14 protein-coding genes are annotated in these 16,665 nt (G+C 76.8%); 3 read left to right on the forward strand and 11 right to left on the reverse strand.

Annotation, left to right across the window (positions count from 1 at the left end; genetic code table 11):
- Positions 1-13: 13 nt before the first annotated feature.
- From ACFVQZ_RS12135 to ACFVQZ_RS12175, 9 genes are all read right to left on the reverse strand, one after another.
- Positions 14-889 carry a DUF4344 domain-containing metallopeptidase gene (locus ACFVQZ_RS12135; RefSeq protein ID WP_383621391.1) on the reverse strand — a complete coding sequence of 292 codons (876 nt, stop codon included), beginning with the start codon at positions 887-889 and terminating at the stop codon, positions 14-16.
- 145 nt (positions 890-1,034) lie between these two features.
- The gene (locus ACFVQZ_RS12140; RefSeq protein WP_030497743.1) at positions 1,035-1,856 is read right to left on the reverse strand and encodes a VOC family protein; all 822 of its coding nucleotides are present in this window, start codon (positions 1,854-1,856) and stop codon (positions 1,035-1,037) included.
- A 102-nt stretch (positions 1,857-1,958) separates the two neighbouring features.
- Positions 1,959-4,688, reverse strand: coding sequence for a fumarate reductase/succinate dehydrogenase flavoprotein subunit (locus ACFVQZ_RS12145; protein ID WP_383621393.1), 2,730 nt, complete (start codon positions 4,686-4,688; stop codon positions 1,959-1,961).
- 68 nt (positions 4,689-4,756) lie between these two features.
- Positions 4,757-5,506: an ABC transporter ATP-binding protein gene (locus tag ACFVQZ_RS12150; RefSeq protein WP_030497741.1), complete on the reverse strand. Its 750-nt coding sequence runs from the start codon at positions 5,504-5,506 to the stop codon at positions 4,757-4,759.
- Positions 5,503-6,399, reverse strand: a complete 897-nt coding sequence (locus tag ACFVQZ_RS12155; RefSeq protein WP_383621395.1) for an ABC transporter permease — start codon at positions 6,397-6,399, stop codon at positions 5,503-5,505. Before ACFVQZ_RS12155 ends, ACFVQZ_RS12150 begins: the two co-directional genes overlap by 4 nt.
- Positions 6,396-7,757 carry an ABC transporter substrate-binding protein gene (locus ACFVQZ_RS12160; protein ID WP_383621397.1) on the reverse strand — a complete coding sequence of 454 codons (1,362 nt, stop codon included), beginning with the start codon at positions 7,755-7,757 and terminating at the stop codon, positions 6,396-6,398. The genes ACFVQZ_RS12155 and ACFVQZ_RS12160 overlap by 4 nt, the downstream gene beginning before the upstream one ends.
- 14 nt (positions 7,758-7,771) lie before the next feature.
- On the reverse strand, positions 7,772-7,999 hold the full coding sequence (locus ACFVQZ_RS12165; protein ID WP_030497738.1) for a ferredoxin family protein: 228 nt from the start codon (positions 7,997-7,999) through the stop codon (positions 7,772-7,774).
- Between the two features lie 48 nt (positions 8,000-8,047).
- A complete protein-coding gene (locus tag ACFVQZ_RS12170) occupies positions 8,048-8,815 on the reverse strand; it encodes a GntR family transcriptional regulator (RefSeq protein ID WP_030497737.1) in 768 nt (255 codons plus the stop codon).
- Between the two features lie 175 nt (positions 8,816-8,990).
- Positions 8,991-9,914 carry a MerR family transcriptional regulator gene (locus ACFVQZ_RS12175; RefSeq protein WP_383621400.1) on the reverse strand — a complete coding sequence of 308 codons (924 nt, stop codon included), beginning with the start codon at positions 9,912-9,914 and terminating at the stop codon, positions 8,991-8,993.
- Between the two features lie 113 nt (positions 9,915-10,027).
- On the opposite strand from ACFVQZ_RS12175, the gene ACFVQZ_RS12180 reads away from it, so the two are divergent.
- Entirely contained in the window at positions 10,028-11,515 is a 1,488-nt protein-coding gene (locus ACFVQZ_RS12180) for a dienelactone hydrolase family protein (RefSeq protein ID WP_383621401.1), read from the forward strand.
- A gap of 96 nt (positions 11,516-11,611) precedes the next feature.
- Here ACFVQZ_RS12180 and ACFVQZ_RS12185 read toward each other — a convergent pair whose 3' ends face one another.
- The gene (locus ACFVQZ_RS12185; RefSeq protein WP_383621403.1) at positions 11,612-13,246 is read right to left on the reverse strand and encodes an amidohydrolase; all 1,635 of its coding nucleotides are present in this window, start codon (positions 13,244-13,246) and stop codon (positions 11,612-11,614) included.
- A 207-nt stretch (positions 13,247-13,453) separates the two neighbouring features.
- Here ACFVQZ_RS12185 and ACFVQZ_RS12190 point away from each other — a divergent pair, with 207 nt between their 5' ends.
- Positions 13,454-14,218 (forward strand): helix-turn-helix domain-containing protein, encoded by a 765-nt coding sequence (locus tag ACFVQZ_RS12190; protein ID WP_383621405.1) that lies wholly within the window; start codon positions 13,454-13,456, stop codon positions 14,216-14,218.
- Positions 14,219-14,248: 30 nt separating this feature from the next.
- Here the strand turns inward: ACFVQZ_RS12190 and ACFVQZ_RS12195 are convergent, their stop codons facing one another.
- The gene (locus ACFVQZ_RS12195) at positions 14,249-15,826 is read right to left on the reverse strand and encodes an IclR family transcriptional regulator C-terminal domain-containing protein (protein ID WP_383621407.1); all 1,578 of its coding nucleotides are present in this window, start codon (positions 15,824-15,826) and stop codon (positions 14,249-14,251) included.
- Positions 15,827-15,989: 163 nt separating this feature from the next.
- Between ACFVQZ_RS12195 and ACFVQZ_RS12200 the strand changes: the two genes are divergently transcribed.
- Positions 15,990-16,640: an HAD-IB family phosphatase gene (locus ACFVQZ_RS12200; RefSeq protein ID WP_321193413.1), complete on the forward strand. Its 651-nt coding sequence runs from the start codon at positions 15,990-15,992 to the stop codon at positions 16,638-16,640.
- Positions 16,641-16,665 lie beyond the last annotated feature (25 nt).

Here is a 16,665-nt window from a genome sequence, read left to right on the forward strand (position 1 = left end):
GCCCGCGGGCCTGTCACTGCCGCGTGGGACGCCTCTGCTCCGGCGTGAGGTGCGGGCCGAGCAGCGTCCGCCAGGACTTCGCGATGCGCCGGTACTCGGCCGGGCACAGCGCGGCGCGGTCGCGTGGCAGCACCCCGTCCGGATTGCCGTCGGCGTCCACCGCGCCGGCGAACCGGGCGGGATCGGAGCCGTACAGCCAGCACGTCCAGTTGAAGAACCGCTGCCCGTCCAGGGAGTGGACGTCGGAGTACGCCGCCACCCCCGGGTCGCCGCCCTCCGACGCCTTCCAGAGCGCGCCCCACGCGCTGATGGTGGAGATCGCGTAGGCGGTGTGGCGCGCGTCGCCCGAGGCGAGCAGGAGCACGGCGAGCTGGTCGACGGCGTCCTCCTCCCGGCCGGTCACCGGCAGCTCGTACAGGTCGACGAGGGCGTGCCCGAGCTCGTGGAAGAGCACGCCGTGGGACAGCCCGACGACGTCCTCGTCGACGTCGGCGCCGCCGAGTCCGGCGAAGACCTTCCGGGCCTCCGGAACGAAGCCGTAGCAGTACGTGATCCGCCCGCTCTTCTCGTCCCAGTACGGGTTGGGGGCGGCGCAGGACGCGGCGCGGAGCGGTACGTCGCGGGGGAGGGTGACGCGGGCGCCGGCGTAGCGGGCGGCGTCCTCCAGGACCCGGCGCTCGCGCAGGAAGGCGCGGGCGGCGCGCTCCTCGGCGGTCCGGGCGGGCTCGTACGCGACGACCAGCCGGCCGCCGTCGTCGCGGGCGCCGTCCGGTGCGGCGGCGGTGGAGGCGCAGCCGGTGAGCAGGACGGCGGCGACGGCGAGACGGAGGGCCCGGCCGGGGGAGCGGCGGGGCCCGGGGCGGAGGCGGGTGCGGGCGGCGGCGGGCATCGGCGGCACCTCGTCTCATGGGCGTCCCTGCCGACGAGACTGGCCGCACCGGGCGCCGGCGGCGAGCCCGCGGCGCCGGACGGGTGAGCGTGCGGACGGGCCCCTTTCAGGGCACCGGGCCGGGGCGCCGCCCCCACCCCCACCCCTACTGCGACCCGTCCGCCTCCAGCGTGAACAGGGCCCCGTCCGGGTCCCGGACCATCACGCGGCGCTCCTCGCCGCCTGCCTCCGGATCGCGGGCGCCGCCCCACTCGCCGCCCGGCACCACCGTCCCGCCGTGCTCCGTCACCGCCGCCGCCGACGCGGCCACGTCCGGCACCCGGAACCGCACCAGCCAGCGGGGCCGCAGCTGCGGCCGGGGCGAGGCCGCCTCCACCGGGCCGCTGTCGAGGCGTGCCACCGGCACGCCGTCGCGGCGCAGCACCACCCGGTCCTCCTCGTACGAGGTGTCGCAGCAGCCCGGCGTGTCCTCCGCCCAGCGCAGCACCCCGCCGTAGAACACGGCCGCGTCGAAGGCGTCCCGGGTGTGCAGCTCCACCCACGCGGGGGCGCTCCGCTCGCCCACGTGCCAGCGCGACACCAGGCGGCCCTCCCAGACCGCGAACGCGGCGCCGTCACGGTCCGTGGCCAGCGCCACCCGTCCCTGCGGCGGATACGTCACCGGGCCCACGCCCACCGTGCCGCCCCGCTCCCGGATCCGCGCCACCGCCGCGTCGGCGTCCTCCACCGCGAAGAACACCGTCCACGCCACCGGCACCGCCAGCTCCGCCGCGAGCGCGGCGATGCCCGCGACCGGCACCCCGTCCCGCTCGCCCACCACGTATCCCGCGCCCGCCTCCAGCTTTCCCGGCCGGAACGTCCAGCCCAGCACCGCGCCGTAGAACCGCTCCGCCGCGCCCAGATCCCGCGTCGCCAGACTCAGCCAGCACGGCGCGCCCAGCGCCTGCGCCGTCGACGGCTCCGTCACCGGACCACCTCCTCGACCGAGCGCCCGCCGGCCGGACGCCACCCCGCGCGCCTTCCCCGCGAGGCCGTCCCGCACACCCCCGTTCACCCGGCCGGCCGCACGTCACGGCCTTCCGGCCCCGCGGGCCGCGTACGCGCGCACGTCGGCGTCCGGATCGGCGGTCGCCGTCGCCAGAGCCGCCCGCGCCTCCGGCGCCCCGGTGTGCCCGAGGAGCGCGAGGACGGCCGCCTTGCGCACGTCCGCGTTCGGGTCCGCCAGCGCCTTCGCCAGCGCCGGTACCGCCCGCTCCGGCTCCGCGGCCCGCAGCGCCGCCGCCGCGCCCGCCCGGACCTGCCACGCCGGGTCGCCGAGCGCCGTCACCGCCCGCCCGGCCAGCGGCGCCGGGCAGCCGGCCGCCGCCAGCGCCCCGAAGGCCGCCGCCCGCACCAGCGGATCGGGATCGCCGAGCAGCGGGACCAGCGGCCCGGGCTCCGGTACGGACACCGCCGCGAGTCCCTTCGCGACCGCGACCCGCACCTCACGGGCCGGGTCGTCCGCGGCGGCGGCCAGCGCGCCGGCCGCGTCCACGGACACCAGCGCCCGCACCGCCTGGAGCCGCACCTCCGTCGCCGGATCGGCCAGCGCGGCCGCGTACGTCCCGGCGTCGCCGAGGCCGCGGGAGCGCAGCACCTCGACCGCCACCGCCCGCACCGACGGATCCTCCGTCGCCAGGGCGGCCCGCAGACCGTCTCCCAACTCGACGTCCGTCACCAGCACTTCGGCCAGCTCGCGGAGCGCTCCGACGGCGGCGGCGCGTACCCCCGCGTCCGGGTCCCGCAGCCGGTCCGCCAGCGCCGGGCCCGTCCCGGCGGGCGCGGTCTCCGCCAGGGCCGCTACGGCCGCCGCCCGCACCTCGGGACGGCGGTCCGTCAGATACGGCTCCAGGGCGGCGAGTTCCGGCGATTCCTCGGCGAGCGCCAGCAGGTCCAGCAGGCGAGGGTCCGGGCCGGCCGGGGCCGTCGCGCGGTCCGGGGTGCCGCCGACGGGGCGGGAGGCCGGCGGCGCCTCGCGCGGGCCGGCCGTCGCCACCGGCACCAGCGCCACCTCGCCCAGCGGACGCTCCGGCCCGGCCGGAGGCGCGTACTCCGGCACCGGCACCGCGTACGGCTCCACCGGCCGCGCCGTGAACTCCATCGTGCCGCGCGGCGACTTGCGCAGGTCCAGGTGGTACAGCCACGCCGCGTCGTCCCGCTCCGGATGGTCCAGCCGCTCGTGGTACAGGCCCCAGCGGGACTCCGTCCTCGCCAGCGAGGCGCGCGCGGCCATCTCGGCGCAGTCCCGGATGAACGACACCTCCGCGCACCGCATCAGCTCGTGCGGCGTCCGGCCGCCCATGCCCGCGATCTCCCCGGCCATCCGCTCGAACGCCTCCACGGCGAGGGAGAGCCGCGCGCCGGACTTCGGCGGCGCCACGTAGTCGTTCACGAACCGGCGCAGCTTGTACTCGACCTGCGACTGCGGCGGCCCGTCCGGGTTCCGCAGCGGCCGGTAGACCAGTTCGTGCGCCGCCTCCAGCTGCGCCCGGTCCAGCTCGCCCTCGTACGCGCGGTACCGTGCCGCGTCCTCGCCCGCCAGGTCGCCGTAGACGAACGCGCCGATCATGTAGTTGTGCGGGACGCACGCCAGGTCGCCGGCGGCGTAGAGGCGGGGCACGGTGGTGCGGGCGTGCGCGTCGACCCGCACCCCCGAGGCCGAGTGGCCGCCGCACAGGCCGATCTCGGAGATGTGCATCTCGATGTCGTGGGTGCGGTAGTCGTGCCCGCGGTTCGCGTGGAAGGTGCCGCGGGTCGGCCGCTCGGTGGAGTGCAGGATCGACTCGACCGCGCCGATCGTCTCCTCCGGCAGATGGCTCAGCTTCAGGTACACCGGGGCCCGGTCGGAGGCGAGTTCGGCCGCGAACTCGGCCATCATGTGCCCGGACCAGTAGTCCGACTCGACGAACCGCTCGCCGTGCCGGTTCACCTGGTACCCGCCGAACGGATTGGCCACGTAGGCGCACGCCGGACCGTTGTAGTCCTTGATCAGGGGGTTGATCTGGAAGCACTCGATGCCGGTGAGGGCGGCGCCCGCGTGGTACGCCATCGCGTAGCCGTCACCGGCGTTCGTCGGGTTCTCGTACGTGCCGTAGAGGTAGCCGGAGGCGGGCAGGCCGAGCCGGCCGCACGCGCCCGTCGCGAGGATCACCGCGCCGGCCCGCACGATCACGAACTCACCCGTGCGGGTGTGGAGTCCGGCGACGCCGACGGCGCGCCCGTCCTCCGGGTGGGTCAGCACCCGGACCGGCATGACGCGGTTCTCGATCCGGATCCGCTCCCGCATCTCGCGCCGCCGCAGCTGCCGGTAGAGGACCTTCTTCACGTCCTTGCCCTCGGGCATCGGCAGCACGTACGACCCCGAGCGGTGCACCTGGCGGACGGCGTACTCGCCGTGCTCGTCCTTCTCGAACTTCACCCCGTACGACTCCAGGCGCCGGACCATGTCGTAGCCGCGGACGGCCGTCTGACGGACCGTGGACTGGTCGACCAGGCCGTCGTTCGCGCGGGTGATCTCCGCGACGTAGTCGTCCGGGTCGGCCCGGCCGGGAATCACCGCGTTGTTCACCCCGTCCATGCCCATGGCGAGGGCGCCGGAGTGCCGGACGTGGGCCTTCTCCAGGAGGATCACGTCGGCGCCGCGGCCCGCGGCGGTGAGCGCCGCCATCGTGCCGGCGGTGCCGCCGCCGACGACGAGCACGTCGCAGGAGAGCTCGACCGCTTCGTCGAGGGCGGGCACGGTGGTCAGGGGGCTGGTCACGACGGGCCTTTCCGGGGAGGGGAGTGCGCGCCCCCGCCGAGGGGGCGGTACGGGGCGGCGCGAGGGGGTCAGAGGGAGTCGAGGACGCGGCGGCGCAGCCGGCGGGTCTCCGGGGCGCCGGCGGCCGACCGGTCCCGGGGGTGCGGGACGTCGAGCACGTCGCCCGAGGGCAGCAGGGCGATCCGGTCGCCCAGGTGGACGGCCTCGTCCACGTCGTGGGTCACGAACACGACCGTCGCGCCGGTGCCGTGCAGGATGCCGGCCAGCAGGTCCTGCATGCCGGTCCTGGTGTGCGCGTCGAGCGCGCCGAACGGCTCGTCCATCAGCACCGCGCGCGGCCGGCCGGCCAGCGCCCGGGCCAGCTGCACCCGCTGGCGCTGCCCGCCGGACAGCTGGTGCGGCCACTTCGCCGCGTGCCCGGCGAGGCCCACCCGGTCCAGCCACTCCTCGGCGGACCGCCGGCGGCCGGCCCGGTCCACACCCCGTACGGCGAGCGGCAGTTCGACGTTGGCCCGCACCGTCCGCCACGGCAGCAGCGCGTCGTGCTGGAAGACCAGCGCCCGGTCCGCGCCGGGCCGCAGGACCGGCACCCCGTCCTGGGTGACGCCGCCGGCGAGCGGCGGCAGCAGCCCGGCGAGGGCGCGCAGTAGGGTCGTCTTCCCGCAGCCGGACGGGCCGACCACGGCCAGCACCTCGCCGGGCGCGATCCGCAGGGTCAGCCGCCCGGGCAGGGCGGTCCCGTCGGGGTGCCCGAGCCGCACCCCGTCGAGGGCGAGGCCGGCACCGGCGAGCGGGACGGCGGGCGTGGCGGTGCTCATGGGACCGGCTCCTTCTCGGGGGCGGTGGCCGCGGCAGCGGCGGGCGTTCCGGTGACGGCACCGGGGCGCGGGGACGAGGCCGGCGGGGCGGCCGGGCGCGGGGCCGGGCCTCGGGCCGCGGGGCGCGGCAGCCAGGACGTCACCCGGCGGCCCACCGCCTCCACGGCCGTCGACGTCAGCAGGCCCAGGGCGCCGATCGTGGCCATGCCGACGAAGACCCCGGGGTAGTCCACGACCGTGTAGTCCTGCCAGGTGCGGTAGCCGACCCCGTACTCGCCGGAGATCATCTCGGCGGAGATCACACAGATCCACGCCACGCCGATGCCGACCGACAGCCCGCCGAACACCCCCGGCAGGGCACCCGGCAGCACCACCGACCACAGCACCCGGGCGCGCCCGCCGCCCAGCGTGAGGACGGCCTCCTCCCACACCGGGTTCAGCGCCCGCACCGCGTGCCGGGTCGACACCAGGACCGGGAAGAACGCGGCGGCGCAGGTGATGAAGACGATGCCCTGCTCGTTCGTCGGCAGCAGCAGGATCGCCACCGGCACCAGGGCGATCGCCGGAACCGGGCGCACCACCTCCACCAGCGGCCCCAGCAGGTCCGCCGCCCACCGCGAGCGGGCGATCGCCGTACCGGCGGCCACGCCGAGGACCGCCGCCAGCAGGAAGCCGGTGACGATCCGGCGCAGGCTGTGCCCCAGGTCCCGCCAGTAGGCGGCCGTGCCCACCCGGTCGGCGAACGCCGAGGCGACCTCGCCGACCGTCGGGAACTGCTCGAACCGCAGCCACAGGTTCACGTCGTACGCGGTCAGCACCTGCCAGACGGCGAGCGCGCCGGCCAGCGCGCCCGCCCGGACCAGCCGGCGCCCCGCGGTCGTCGCCGCGCTCACGACCCCGCCGCCCGCACCGCGTCGGCGTACGAAACGATCCGCGCGCCCGGACGGTCCGCGACCCACCGCTCCGCCGCCGCCCGGGTCACGAACGCCCGCCACTCCGCGCCGTCCGCGACCCACACCGCCCGGTCCGCGAACCACGGGGTGCCGGTCACCGCGTCCGGCACGTACGCCGCCCGCACCGACCCCGGAGCGGTCGCCGCGACCGCCCTCAGCAGCTCCCCGGCCGAGCCGAACGTCCGGGTCGCCGCCGCGCCCCGCGGCCACAGCTCCGGCCGCGCCGAGCCCGCCCGCGGATACGCGGGTGCCGTGACTGCCCGCCGCAGCGGCGCCGGGTCCACGAACGCGTCCACGTCGACGTCCTTCACCAGCCCGGCCTCCCGCAGCACCGGCACGTCCTCCTTCAGCGCGGCCAGCAGTTCGGGGCGCAGCGCCGGGTCGAAGGTCGCGATGCCTTGGGCGCCGTTGTAGAGGTACACGACCTCCGCCGGCAGCCCGGTCTCCTTCGCCACCGACTCGGCGGACGCTACCGGCGCCGACCGGAGCCGGTCGGTGGCCCGCCGCTGCGCGCGCAGGAACGCGTCGAGCACTCCGGCCCGCTCCCGTGCGAACTCCTCGCGCACGGTGACCCCGTGAAAGGTCGGCAGGTCCAGCTCGGCCCCGTCGTAGAGCGCCTCCGCCTTGCCCTGGAAGGCGAGCAGCCCCGGCCAGGCCACGAACTGGGACAGCGCGTCGGCGCTGCCGCCCGCGAGCGCCGAAGCCCCCACGCTCGGCTGCTGGTTGAGCTTCTCCACGTCCTTCGCCGGGTCCAGCCCGGCACGGCGCAGCGCCCGGACGAGGGTGCCGTAGGCGGCGGAGCCGACGCTGGTCGACACCCGCTTCCCCTTCAGGTCCGCGAGCGTCCGCAGCGGCGAACCCGGCGCGGCCACCACGGTGTTGAGGCCGCCGCGCAGGTTGTAGCCGGTCACCGACACCAGCCGCGTGGGCTCCTTCAGCTGCCGGCCGCGCGCGGCGTTCAGCAGCAGCGGAAAGTCGCCCATCGACCCGATGTCGATCTTCCCCGCGGTCATCTGGGCGGTGATCGGCGCGCCCGTCGCGTAGTCCTGCCAGCGCACCCGGTAGCGGACGCCGTCCCGGCGGCCCTGGGCGGCCAGTTCCTCCTCGAAGTAGCCGAGGGAGCGGAGCAAGGTGCCGGCGGTCACGGTGTTGATGGTCTTCGACTGGTAGCCGACGGTCACCGTCACGGTCCCGCCGGCCTCGTCGTCCGCGCCGGCCGGACCGCCGCAGCCGGTGGCGAGCGGGAGCAGCAGCAGGGCCAGGGGCAGCCCGAGGCGGGTGATTCTCTTTCCGGTCATGGGGGTCGGGCCTCTCAGCGGAGCAGGTAGGGCATGTTGACGGTCACCGCGCCGGTGGGGCAGCGGGCGGCGCACGGGCCGCAGTACCAGCACTCGTCGACGTGCATGTACGCCTTGCCGTCCTCCTCGCGGATCGCGAGCGAGTCCAGCGGGCACATGTCGACGCAGAGGGTGCAGCCGTCGATGCAGCGGGACTCGTCGATCGTCACGGGCACGTCGGCGCGCTGGGGCACGAGGGGCATGGCGGAGCTCCAGGGGAAGGGGGAAGGAGAAGGGGGGAGGCGTGACCGTCAGGGGGAGCGGCGCAGGACGCCGCTCATGGTGATCCGGTCGCCGCGGAAGCGGATGAACTCGAGGTCCACCGGCCGGCCGCACGGCAGATGGGTGAGCCGTTCCAGCATCAGCAGGGCCGCGCCGCGCGGCGCCTGGAGGACGGCCGCCGCGTGCGCGTCGGCGTTCACCGCCTCCAGGGTGATCTCGGCGTGGCCGAGCGGCCCGCCGGTCAGCTGCTCCAGCAGCCGGAACACGTCCGTGTGCTCCAGGTCGCAGCCGATCAGCCCGCCGCCGACGTCCATCGGCAGGTACGACAGGTCGAGCGAGAGCGGCAGCCCGCCGAGCCGCCGCAGCCGCTCCACGCACAGCACGTCGGCGCCGTCCGGCAGGCCGAGCCGGTGGGCCACCGGGCCCGGCGCCCGCACGGGTCCGAGGTTCCGCACCTCGTTGGTGACCGTGCCGTGCTCGCGCAGGGTCTCGGCGAGGCCCTGGAGGCGGTCCAGGCCGTGCGGGTACTTCTCGCCGACGACGACCGTCCCCACCCCGGGCTGCCGCTCCACCAGACCCTCGCCGCGCAGCAGGTCGAGGGCCTGCCGGACGGTGTTCCGGCTGGCGTGGTGGTCGGCCGCGAGCACGTCCTCCAGCGGCAGCACCCCCTGCGGGAAGGCGCCGGTGAGGATCTGGTGCCGCAGCAGGTCGGCGAGCTGCCGGGCCCGGTCCGCGCGCAGCCGGCGACGGCGGGCGGCGGCGACCGGGAGGGCGGCGGGGGTGCGTTCGGCGGGCATGGCAAGGAACGTAACCGGGCCGCCGCTCGGGTGGTGTTGCCGCAGTATTGCGCCACCGGCAGCCGGTTGCGTACGGCTCTGACCTGCGGCGACGTCGAGGACGGGCGGAGATCCGCCACCACGCCGCCCACCAGCTGGACTCCGGGGCGCCCGCCATGCGGACGCCACGTCCCGGTCAGTCTCCGGTCGCCCCGCTCTGCGGCAGGGTCCGCGTCAGGGTTTCCGTCAGGTGGTGGTGGAGGACGCCGAGCGGGGGGCGGTCCGGCGGGAGGAGCGGGGCGGCCAGCTTCCAGTACCGCGCCATCACCGTCGTCTCCTCCCGGCCGAGCAGCCCGGCGAGCCGCCCCCGGAACGCCGGCGAGTCCGGTTCGCCCAGGGCCCGGGCGTACGCGTCCGCGAAGCAGTCCAGGACGCCCCGGCCGCCGGGCGGGCGCCCCGCCCGCACCTCCGCGCCCGCCAGTTCGTACGCCTCCGCCAGCCCCTCGTACAGCACCGCCGGCCGGTACCGCTCGCCCCGCAGCGGCGGCGCCGGCGCCCGCTCCGGCCGGGGGTCCGACACCAGCGCCCGCAGCAGCGCGAAGGCCCGCACCTGACCGGGCGACGGCTCGTCCGGCGGCACCGGCACGACCTCGTCCAGGACCCGCGCCACCAGCGGCGCCGGCAGCCGCACGGGCAGCGACCGGCGCCAGAACCGGACCACCGCGTCCGTGTCCGGCGGCAGCGCGGACGCGCCCAACAGGGGCAGCAGCTCGGTCCGTTCGGCACCGTCGCACTCCGCGAGCAGCCGCAGCGACGCCTCCCGCCACGCCAGCGCCGCCCGCTCCCGCGCCACGCCCCGCAGCTCCCCGGCGACCACGTCCGCCAGCCGCCCGTCGTCCTCCAGCGCCCGCGCCACCTCGGGCACGCCGAGGCCCAGCGCGCGCAGCGAGCGGATCTCCCGCAGCCGCGCCAGCGCCCCGGGACTGTACCGCCGGTGCCCGCCGCCGCTGCGCCCGGCCTCCGGCAGCAGCCCCCGGTCGGAGTAGTACCGCACGGTCTTCACCGTCACCCCGGCCCGTCCGGCCAGCTCCCCGATGCTCCACGTCCCGTCCGCGTCCACCCCGCACCTCCCGCGGCCGACCCTAACCGCCCGCGCGCACGGTGGAATCTCCCCCAGGGGGAGTTCCTAGCCTGCCGGCGACCGCGACGGGCGGCGAGGACGAGGAGGCGGGGATGACGACGTTCGTTCTGGTGGGAGAGGCGTTCACCGGCGGGTGGCTGTGGGACCGGGTCGCGGAGCGGCTGCGGGACGCGGGCGCCGCGGTCCTTCCGGTGACCCTGGACGGCGACCCCGGCGCCGGACTCGGCACGCACATCGGGGAGGTGACCGCGATCGTGGACGGGATCGACGACCCGGAGGTCGTCCTCGTCGGGCACGCCTACGGCATCCACCCCGTGCTCGGCGCCGCCGACCGGCGGCCGGACCGGGTCGCCAGGGTCGTGTACGTGGCCGCCGGGTTGCCCTCGGACGGCGACCCGGCGCTGCTCCTCGTCCGCGACGAGACCGTCCGGGACCGGCTCGGCCACGACACCGCGCCGCTCCCCGCGCCCCGCGGGGAGGAGTGGGCGCGCTGGGGCAGCCTCGCCGGACTGTCCGCCGCCGACCTCGCCCGCCTCGACCGGCTCGCGGCGCCGCAGCCCGCCCGGACCCTCACCGAACCCCTGCGGCTCGGCGGCGCCGTGGAACGGGTGCCCGCGAGCGCGGTGATGTGCACCGCCGACGGGCCGGGCGTCGACGTCGTCGAAATGCTCGTCCGGACGGGACCCGCGCACCTCAGGAAGCTCGCCGGACCCGGCTACGCCTTCTTCGAACTGCCCGCCGGACACTGGCCGATGCTCACCCACCCCGCCGAACTCGCCGCACTGCTGCTGCGGTCGGCGGCGGGGGAGGGCCGGAGGCTCACGCTCGCCGACGACCAGCCGAACTACGAGGAGGTGGAGTTCCTGCTGGAGACCCGGGAGTTCCCGTACGAGCGGCACGGCCGGCTCGACGTGTACGCGCCCGACGGGGAAGGGCGCCGGCCCGCCGTCCTCCTCGTGCACGGCGGCCCCGTCGACGCCGACCGCACCCCCACCCCGCGCGAGACGCCCTTCTACCGGGGCTACGCCCGCCACCTGGCCGGGCTCGGCGTCGTCGGCGCCACCGTCGACCACCGGCTGCACGCCCTGACCGACTACGCCCGCGCCGCCGACGACCTCGCCGAGGCGGTCGCACTGCTCCGCGCCCACCCGCGCACCGACCCCGACCGGATCGCGCTCTGGATCTTCTCCGGCGGCGGCCTCCTCGCCGCCGACTGGCTGGCCGCGCCGCCGCCGTGGCTGCGCTGCCTCGCCCTCTCCTACCCGGTCCTCGGCACACCGCCCGGCTGGGAGACCGTCCCGTCCCGCTTCCGCCCGGTGACGGCGGTCGCCGGCGCCGGCCCGCTGCCGGTCGTCCTCGTCCGCGCCGGACGCGAACACCCCGCGTTCGCGGCCACGGTGGAGGACTTCCTCACCGCGGCCGGCGAGCACGGGACGGACGTCGAGATCGTCGACGTCCCGGAGGGCCGCCACGGCTTCGAGGCGTTCGACCGCACGGACGCCTCCCGCGCCGCCGTGACCCGCGCCGCCCGGGCCGTACTCGACCGGCTCGGCGGGGCGGCCGCCGGCCCGGCGCGCTGAGCCCGCGCCGAACGGGGGGAGGGCGGGCTGCCGGGTGAGCGGCGCCACGTTCCCCGGTGCCGCCCGGCGGCCGCCCGGGCCGGACGAGGCCGACGCTCACACCTCGTACACCAGCCGGCCGCCGACGTACGTGCGCTCCACCCGGGCCTCGGCGATCTCGTCCGCGGGCGCGGCCAGGACGTCCCGGTCGAGCACGACGAGGTCGGCGAGGTGGCCGGGCATCAGGCTGCCCGCGTCGTCGAGGCCGTTCACATGGGCCGTGCCGGCCGTGTACGCGGTGAGCGCCGAGAGCAGGTCGAGGCGCTCCTCCGGGTAGAACACCCGGTCGTCCCCCGCCTCCGGGTCGCGCCGGTTCACGGCGACGTGGATGCCCTCGATCGGGTTCGGGCTCGACACCGGCCAGTCGCTGCCCGCCGCCAGCGTGGCCCCGGCGCGCAGCAGCGAGGCGAACGGGTACTGCCAGGACGCCCGTTCCGGACCCAGGAACGGGATCGTGAGGTCGTCCATCTGCGGCTCGTGCGCCGCCCACAGCGGCTGGATGTTGGCGATGGCGCCGAGGGCGGCGAAGCGCGGCAGGTCGTCCGGGTGGACGACCTGGAGGTGGGCGAGGTGGTGGCGGTTGCCGCGCCGCCCGTTGGCCGCGATCGCCGCCTCGATCGCGTCCAGCGCCTCCCGCACGGCGCGGTCGCCGAGCGCGTGGAAGTGCACCTGGAAGCCGAGGGCGTCGAGCGCGGCCACATGGCCGCGCAGCGCCACCGGGTCGACGAAGCTCAGCCCGGTGTTGCCGGTCGCGCAGCCGCAGCCGTCGAGGTATGGGGTGAGCATCGCGGCCGTGAAGTTCTCCGCGATGCCGTCCTGCATGATCTTGACCGAGGTGGCGCGGAACCGGCCCGAGGTCAACTGCTCGCGCCGGTCGACCAGTTCGGCGATCTGCTCGGAACCGCGCTCGCGGTCCCACCAGAGCGCCCCGGTCACCCGGGCGGTGAGCGAACCGTCCTTCGCCGCCGTCAGATAGGCGTCCGACGGGTCCGACATGCCGTTGAAGGACCCGAGCAGCGCGTCCTGCCAGCCGGTGATCCCCAGCGAGTGCAGCAACCGCTGCGCCCGCAGCAGGCCCGCCAGCCGGTCCTCCGCCGTCCTGTCCGGCACCAGGCGGGAGACCAGCGCGGTCGCGCCCTCCTGGAGCATGCCGTTCGGGGTGCCGTCGGGATCCCGCTCGATCCGGCCGTCCGCCGGGTCCGGCGTGTCCGCGGTGAGGCCGGCCAGTTCCAGCGCCCGGGAGTTCGCCCAGGCGCCGTGGTGGTCGCGGTTCGCCAGCAGGACCGGGCGGTCCGGGACGGCCGCGTCGAGGAGCTCACGGGTCGGCATGCCGCCCTCGAAGCTCTCCATCGACCAGCCGCCGCCGGTGATCCACTCCCGGTCCGGGTGCGCCTCGGCGTACTCGCGGATCCGCGCCAGGTACTCCGTGACGTCGGTGCTGCCGGTGAGGTCGCACTCGGCGAGCTCGGTGCCGCCGCCCACCGCGTGGATGTGGGAGTCCTGGAAACCGGGCAGCAGGAGCTTGCCGGTCAGGTCCACCACCTCGGTGCCGGGCCCGATCAGCTCGCGCACCTCGTCGTGGCCGACGGCGGTGATCCGGTCGCCGGCCACGGCGAGCGAGGTGGCCCGGCTCCGCGCCGGGTCCAGGGTGAGGACGGGGCCTCGGGTGAAGACCAGATCGGCCTGGGGCATACGGCGGCTCCCTTGCGTGCGGCCGCGCCGGCGGGGGCGCGGGGCGGACGACGGCCGGCCGGAGCGCGGTGCGGCGCGGGGCGGCCGTCGGACGGGTCGTACCGGGCGGCGGCCGGACCGGGCCGGCGCCGCCGTTTCGGGTGACGGGCGCCATGGAAGCCCGCGAGCCGTTTACACGTCAATGGTGTTGACGTAAGGTCCCCGGCCATGTCCGCACGCGTCGTACCCGAAGGAAACCGGCAGCGCCGCCGCCCCACCAAGCGGGGCGCCGTCCTCTCCGAACGGCTCATCGTCGACACCGCGCTGCGCCTGGTCGCCCAGCACGGCGCCGCAGCCCTCTCCGTACGCCGGCTGGGCGCGGCCCTCGGCGCCGACCCCAGCGCCCTCTACCGGTACTTCCGCAACACCGACGCCCTGCTCCTCGCGATCGCCGACGAGGTCATCGGGCGGGCCCAGGAGGGCTGGGAGCCGACCGGCGACTGGCGCGCCGACCTGCGCGCCCTGGGCCTGCGCATCCACGCCGCGTACGTGGCCCAGCCCCAGGCCGCCCTCCTCGCCGCGCACCGCACGACCGGCCGCGCCCACGAGACGCGGGCGGTCGAGAACATCCTCGGCATCCTGCGGGACGGCGGCTTCCCGGACGCCCTGGCGGTCCGGATCTACCACGCCTTCGTCGACCAGGCACTGGCCTTCGCCGCCCAGGACGCGGCAGCCGGGGCGATGCCGCCGGTCGCGCGCGAGGCGGACACCGAGGTCTGGCACCAGGTCTACGGCCGTCTTCCCGCCGACACCCACCCGCACATCGCCGCCACCTATCCCCTCCTCGCCGCCGAGATGCGCGACAGCGGCTACCCCTTCGCCCTGGAACTGACGCTCGCCGCCGCGGCGGCCCTCCACCCCGCCGCCGGACCGCCCGCACCCGGCCGCCACGACGACGCCGCGGGCGCGGCTACCGGCCACCGCGAGGCGTGACCGGGCGCGCCGCACCGGGACCGGGCAGGCTCAGCCGGTGGGGACGGCGGCGTGGCGGCCCACCGCCGCCAGGTCCGCCGAGATCCGGCCGGCGGTCTCCCGCAGCTGCGGCAGCAGGACCGCCAGGCTCTCCTCCGGGGCGCAACGGCCCGCGTGCAGCGCCACGTTGAGTGCCGCGACCACCCGGCCGGTGCCGTCGCGGACCGGCACCGCGACCGACCGCAGCCCCTCCTCCAGCTCCTCCTCCACCCATCCGAACCCGCGCCCGGCGGTCTCCGCCACGGCCTCCCGCAGCTCCGCGGGCCCGGTGAGGGTCCGGGGGGTCAGGGCCTCCGGGGTGATCCGCGCCAGCCGCGCGTCCCGCTCGGCCCCGGGCAGGGCGCCGAGCAGCACCCGCCCCATCGAGGTGGCGTACGCGGGCAGGCGGGTGCCCACGACGATGTCGATGTGCATCACGCGACTGCCCGCCACCCGGGCCACGTACCGGATGTCGTCGCCGTCCAGCACCGCCACCGAAGCGGACTCGCGCACCGCACGCACCAGCCGGACGAGGTGCGGCGTGGCGATCTCCGGGAGGGTGAGGGCGGACAGCAGGGCGTGGCCGAGTCCGAGGACCCGGGGGAGCAGCACGAACCCCCCGGCCTCCTCCCGGACGTACCCCAAGTGGCACAGCGTGATCAGCGACCGCCGGGCGGTCGCCCGGGGCAGCCCGGCGAGCGCGGCGAGATCCGTGAGCCGCGCCGGCCCGCGTACGGCTCCGAAGGCGCGCAGCACGTCGAGCCCCCGGGCCAGCGACTGGAGGTAGCCCGACCCCAACTCCTCCTTGAGCGCGCGCGAGTGGGCCGGTCCGGCGGCGCGCGCACCTCCCCGCCCCGAGGCGAGCGCGGCCTCCATCGCCGCGACGGTCCGGGCCAGCGGGGCGAGGACCAGCGCCTCCAGGGCGGCGGCGTCGTGCCGGCTGGTGTGGCTGACGACGCTGACCGCGCACACGACGGCCCCCGCCGGGTCCCGTACGGGCAGGGCGACGGCCACCAGCCCCGGCTCGATCAGCTGGTCGTCGACGGCCACCCCCCGCTCGCGGGCCTCCCGCACCCGCGCCGGGAACCCGACGTCGCCGGGGTGCCGCTCCCGCCACGCGGCGAACCGCTCCTCATCCCAGCCGGCGGCGAACAGGGCGCCGGGCGCGCAGCGTTCGGCGGGCAGCAGGTCGCCGGGCCGGAACGAGATCGCCATGGCGCGCCGCCGGGACGCCTGCGTGAGGAAGCGGACCCCGTCCCCGTCCGCGACGGCGAGCGACACGGGCGCGTCGGCCTCCTCGGCGAGCGCGGCCACGTGCGGCCCGAGAAGGGCGGGCAGCCCGCAGAAGTCCAGATAAGCGTTGCCGAGCTCGGCGGCACCCGGCGCGAGCACCAGATCGCGCCCCTCGGCGCGCAGCACCCCGAGGACGGTGAGCGTGGTGGCGACCCGGTCCACAGTGGCCCGCGCGAGCCCGGTCACCCGCGCCACCTCCCCGACCCCGCGCCGCCCGCCGCCGTCGACGACGGCCCGCAGCACGGCGACCCCCCGTTCCAGGGGCCCCACCACCTCGTCGGGCCGTACGACCGCCATGTCCGCCTCCCTCGTCCGCGCGGCACGACCGTACCCGGCGCGCCCGGCGCAGGCCCTTCCGGGAGCGGGCGGTCGCATGGGCGGTCCGGGCCGGCGTCCGGAGGGCACGGCGAACCGCCGGGGTCGCGCCGTACGCTGATCCCCGGACCCGGAGGGAGACGCGGTGAAGGACGGACGGCTGCTGCACGTCTTCGACATGGACGGCACGCTGCTGAGGGACACCTCGGCCAGTCTGGAGATCGCCGCGCGGCTCGGCTGCCTGGACGAACTGCGGGCGCTGGAGGTCGCGTTCGCGGCGGGCGGCATCGACACACGGGGGTTCGCCGCCGCGCTGCACGGGCTGTGGCGGGAGCTGACGCCGGGCGTCGTCGCCGCGGCCTTCGACGGGGCGCCGTGGATCGGCGGGCTCGCGGAGGTCCTTGCGGACATCCGCGAGCGCGGCGACCGGGCCGTCGTCGTCACCATGTCGCCGGACTTCTTCGCCGAACGGCTCCGCGGCCTCGGCGTCGACGACGTGGTGGCGTCCGGCTTCCCGCCGCCGCCGTTCCGGGCGGCGCTCGACCCCGCGCGGATCCTCGTCCCGCAGGACAAGGTGACCGCCGTCGACCGGCTCCGCACCGCCCTCGGCCTCGACCGGGACTCCTGCGTCGCCTACGGCGACTCCGGCTCCGACGTGCCGCTCTTCTCCGTCCTGCGGCACACCGTCGCCGTCAACGCCTCCCCGGCGCTGCGCGCGCTGGCCGGCGCCGGATACGAGGGCGACGACCTGCGCGCCGCGTACGCCCTCGGCAGAGAACTGCGCGCCCGCGCCTGAACGGACCGGCACGGGCGCGCAGTTC

Origin of the sequence: Streptomyces sp. NPDC057854 (assembly GCF_042797055.1) — a bacterium.
Taxonomy (GTDB): Bacteria; Actinomycetota; Actinomycetes; order Streptomycetales; family Streptomycetaceae; genus Streptomyces.

Coding starts and splice junctions, on each gene's coding strand:
- ACFVQZ_RS12150 (WP_030497741.1), bottom strand. CDS start 5,506: ATGAGCACCGCCACGCCCGCCGTCCCGCTCGCCGGTGCCGGCCTCGCC.
- ACFVQZ_RS12160 (WP_383621397.1), bottom strand. CDS start 7,757: ATGACCGGAAAGAGAATCACCCGCCTCGGGCTGCCCCTGGCCCTGCTG.
- ACFVQZ_RS12195 (WP_383621407.1), bottom strand. CDS start 15,826: ATGGCGGTCGTACGGCCCGACGAGGTGGTGGGGCCCCTGGAACGGGGG.
- ACFVQZ_RS12185 (WP_383621403.1), bottom strand. CDS start 13,246: ATGCCCCAGGCCGATCTGGTCTTCACCCGAGGCCCCGTCCTCACCCTG.
- ACFVQZ_RS12180 (WP_383621401.1), top strand. CDS start 10,028: ATGACGACGTTCGTTCTGGTGGGAGAGGCGTTCACCGGCGGGTGGCTG.
- ACFVQZ_RS12190 (WP_383621405.1), top strand. CDS start 13,454: ATGTCCGCACGCGTCGTACCCGAAGGAAACCGGCAGCGCCGCCGCCCC.
- ACFVQZ_RS12165 (WP_030497738.1), bottom strand. CDS start 7,999: ATGCCCCTCGTGCCCCAGCGCGCCGACGTGCCCGTGACGATCGACGAG.
- ACFVQZ_RS12170 (WP_030497737.1), bottom strand. CDS start 8,815: ATGCCCGCCGAACGCACCCCCGCCGCCCTCCCGGTCGCCGCCGCCCGC.
- ACFVQZ_RS12135 (WP_383621391.1), bottom strand. CDS start 889: ATGCCCGCCGCCGCCCGCACCCGCCTCCGCCCCGGGCCCCGCCGCTCC.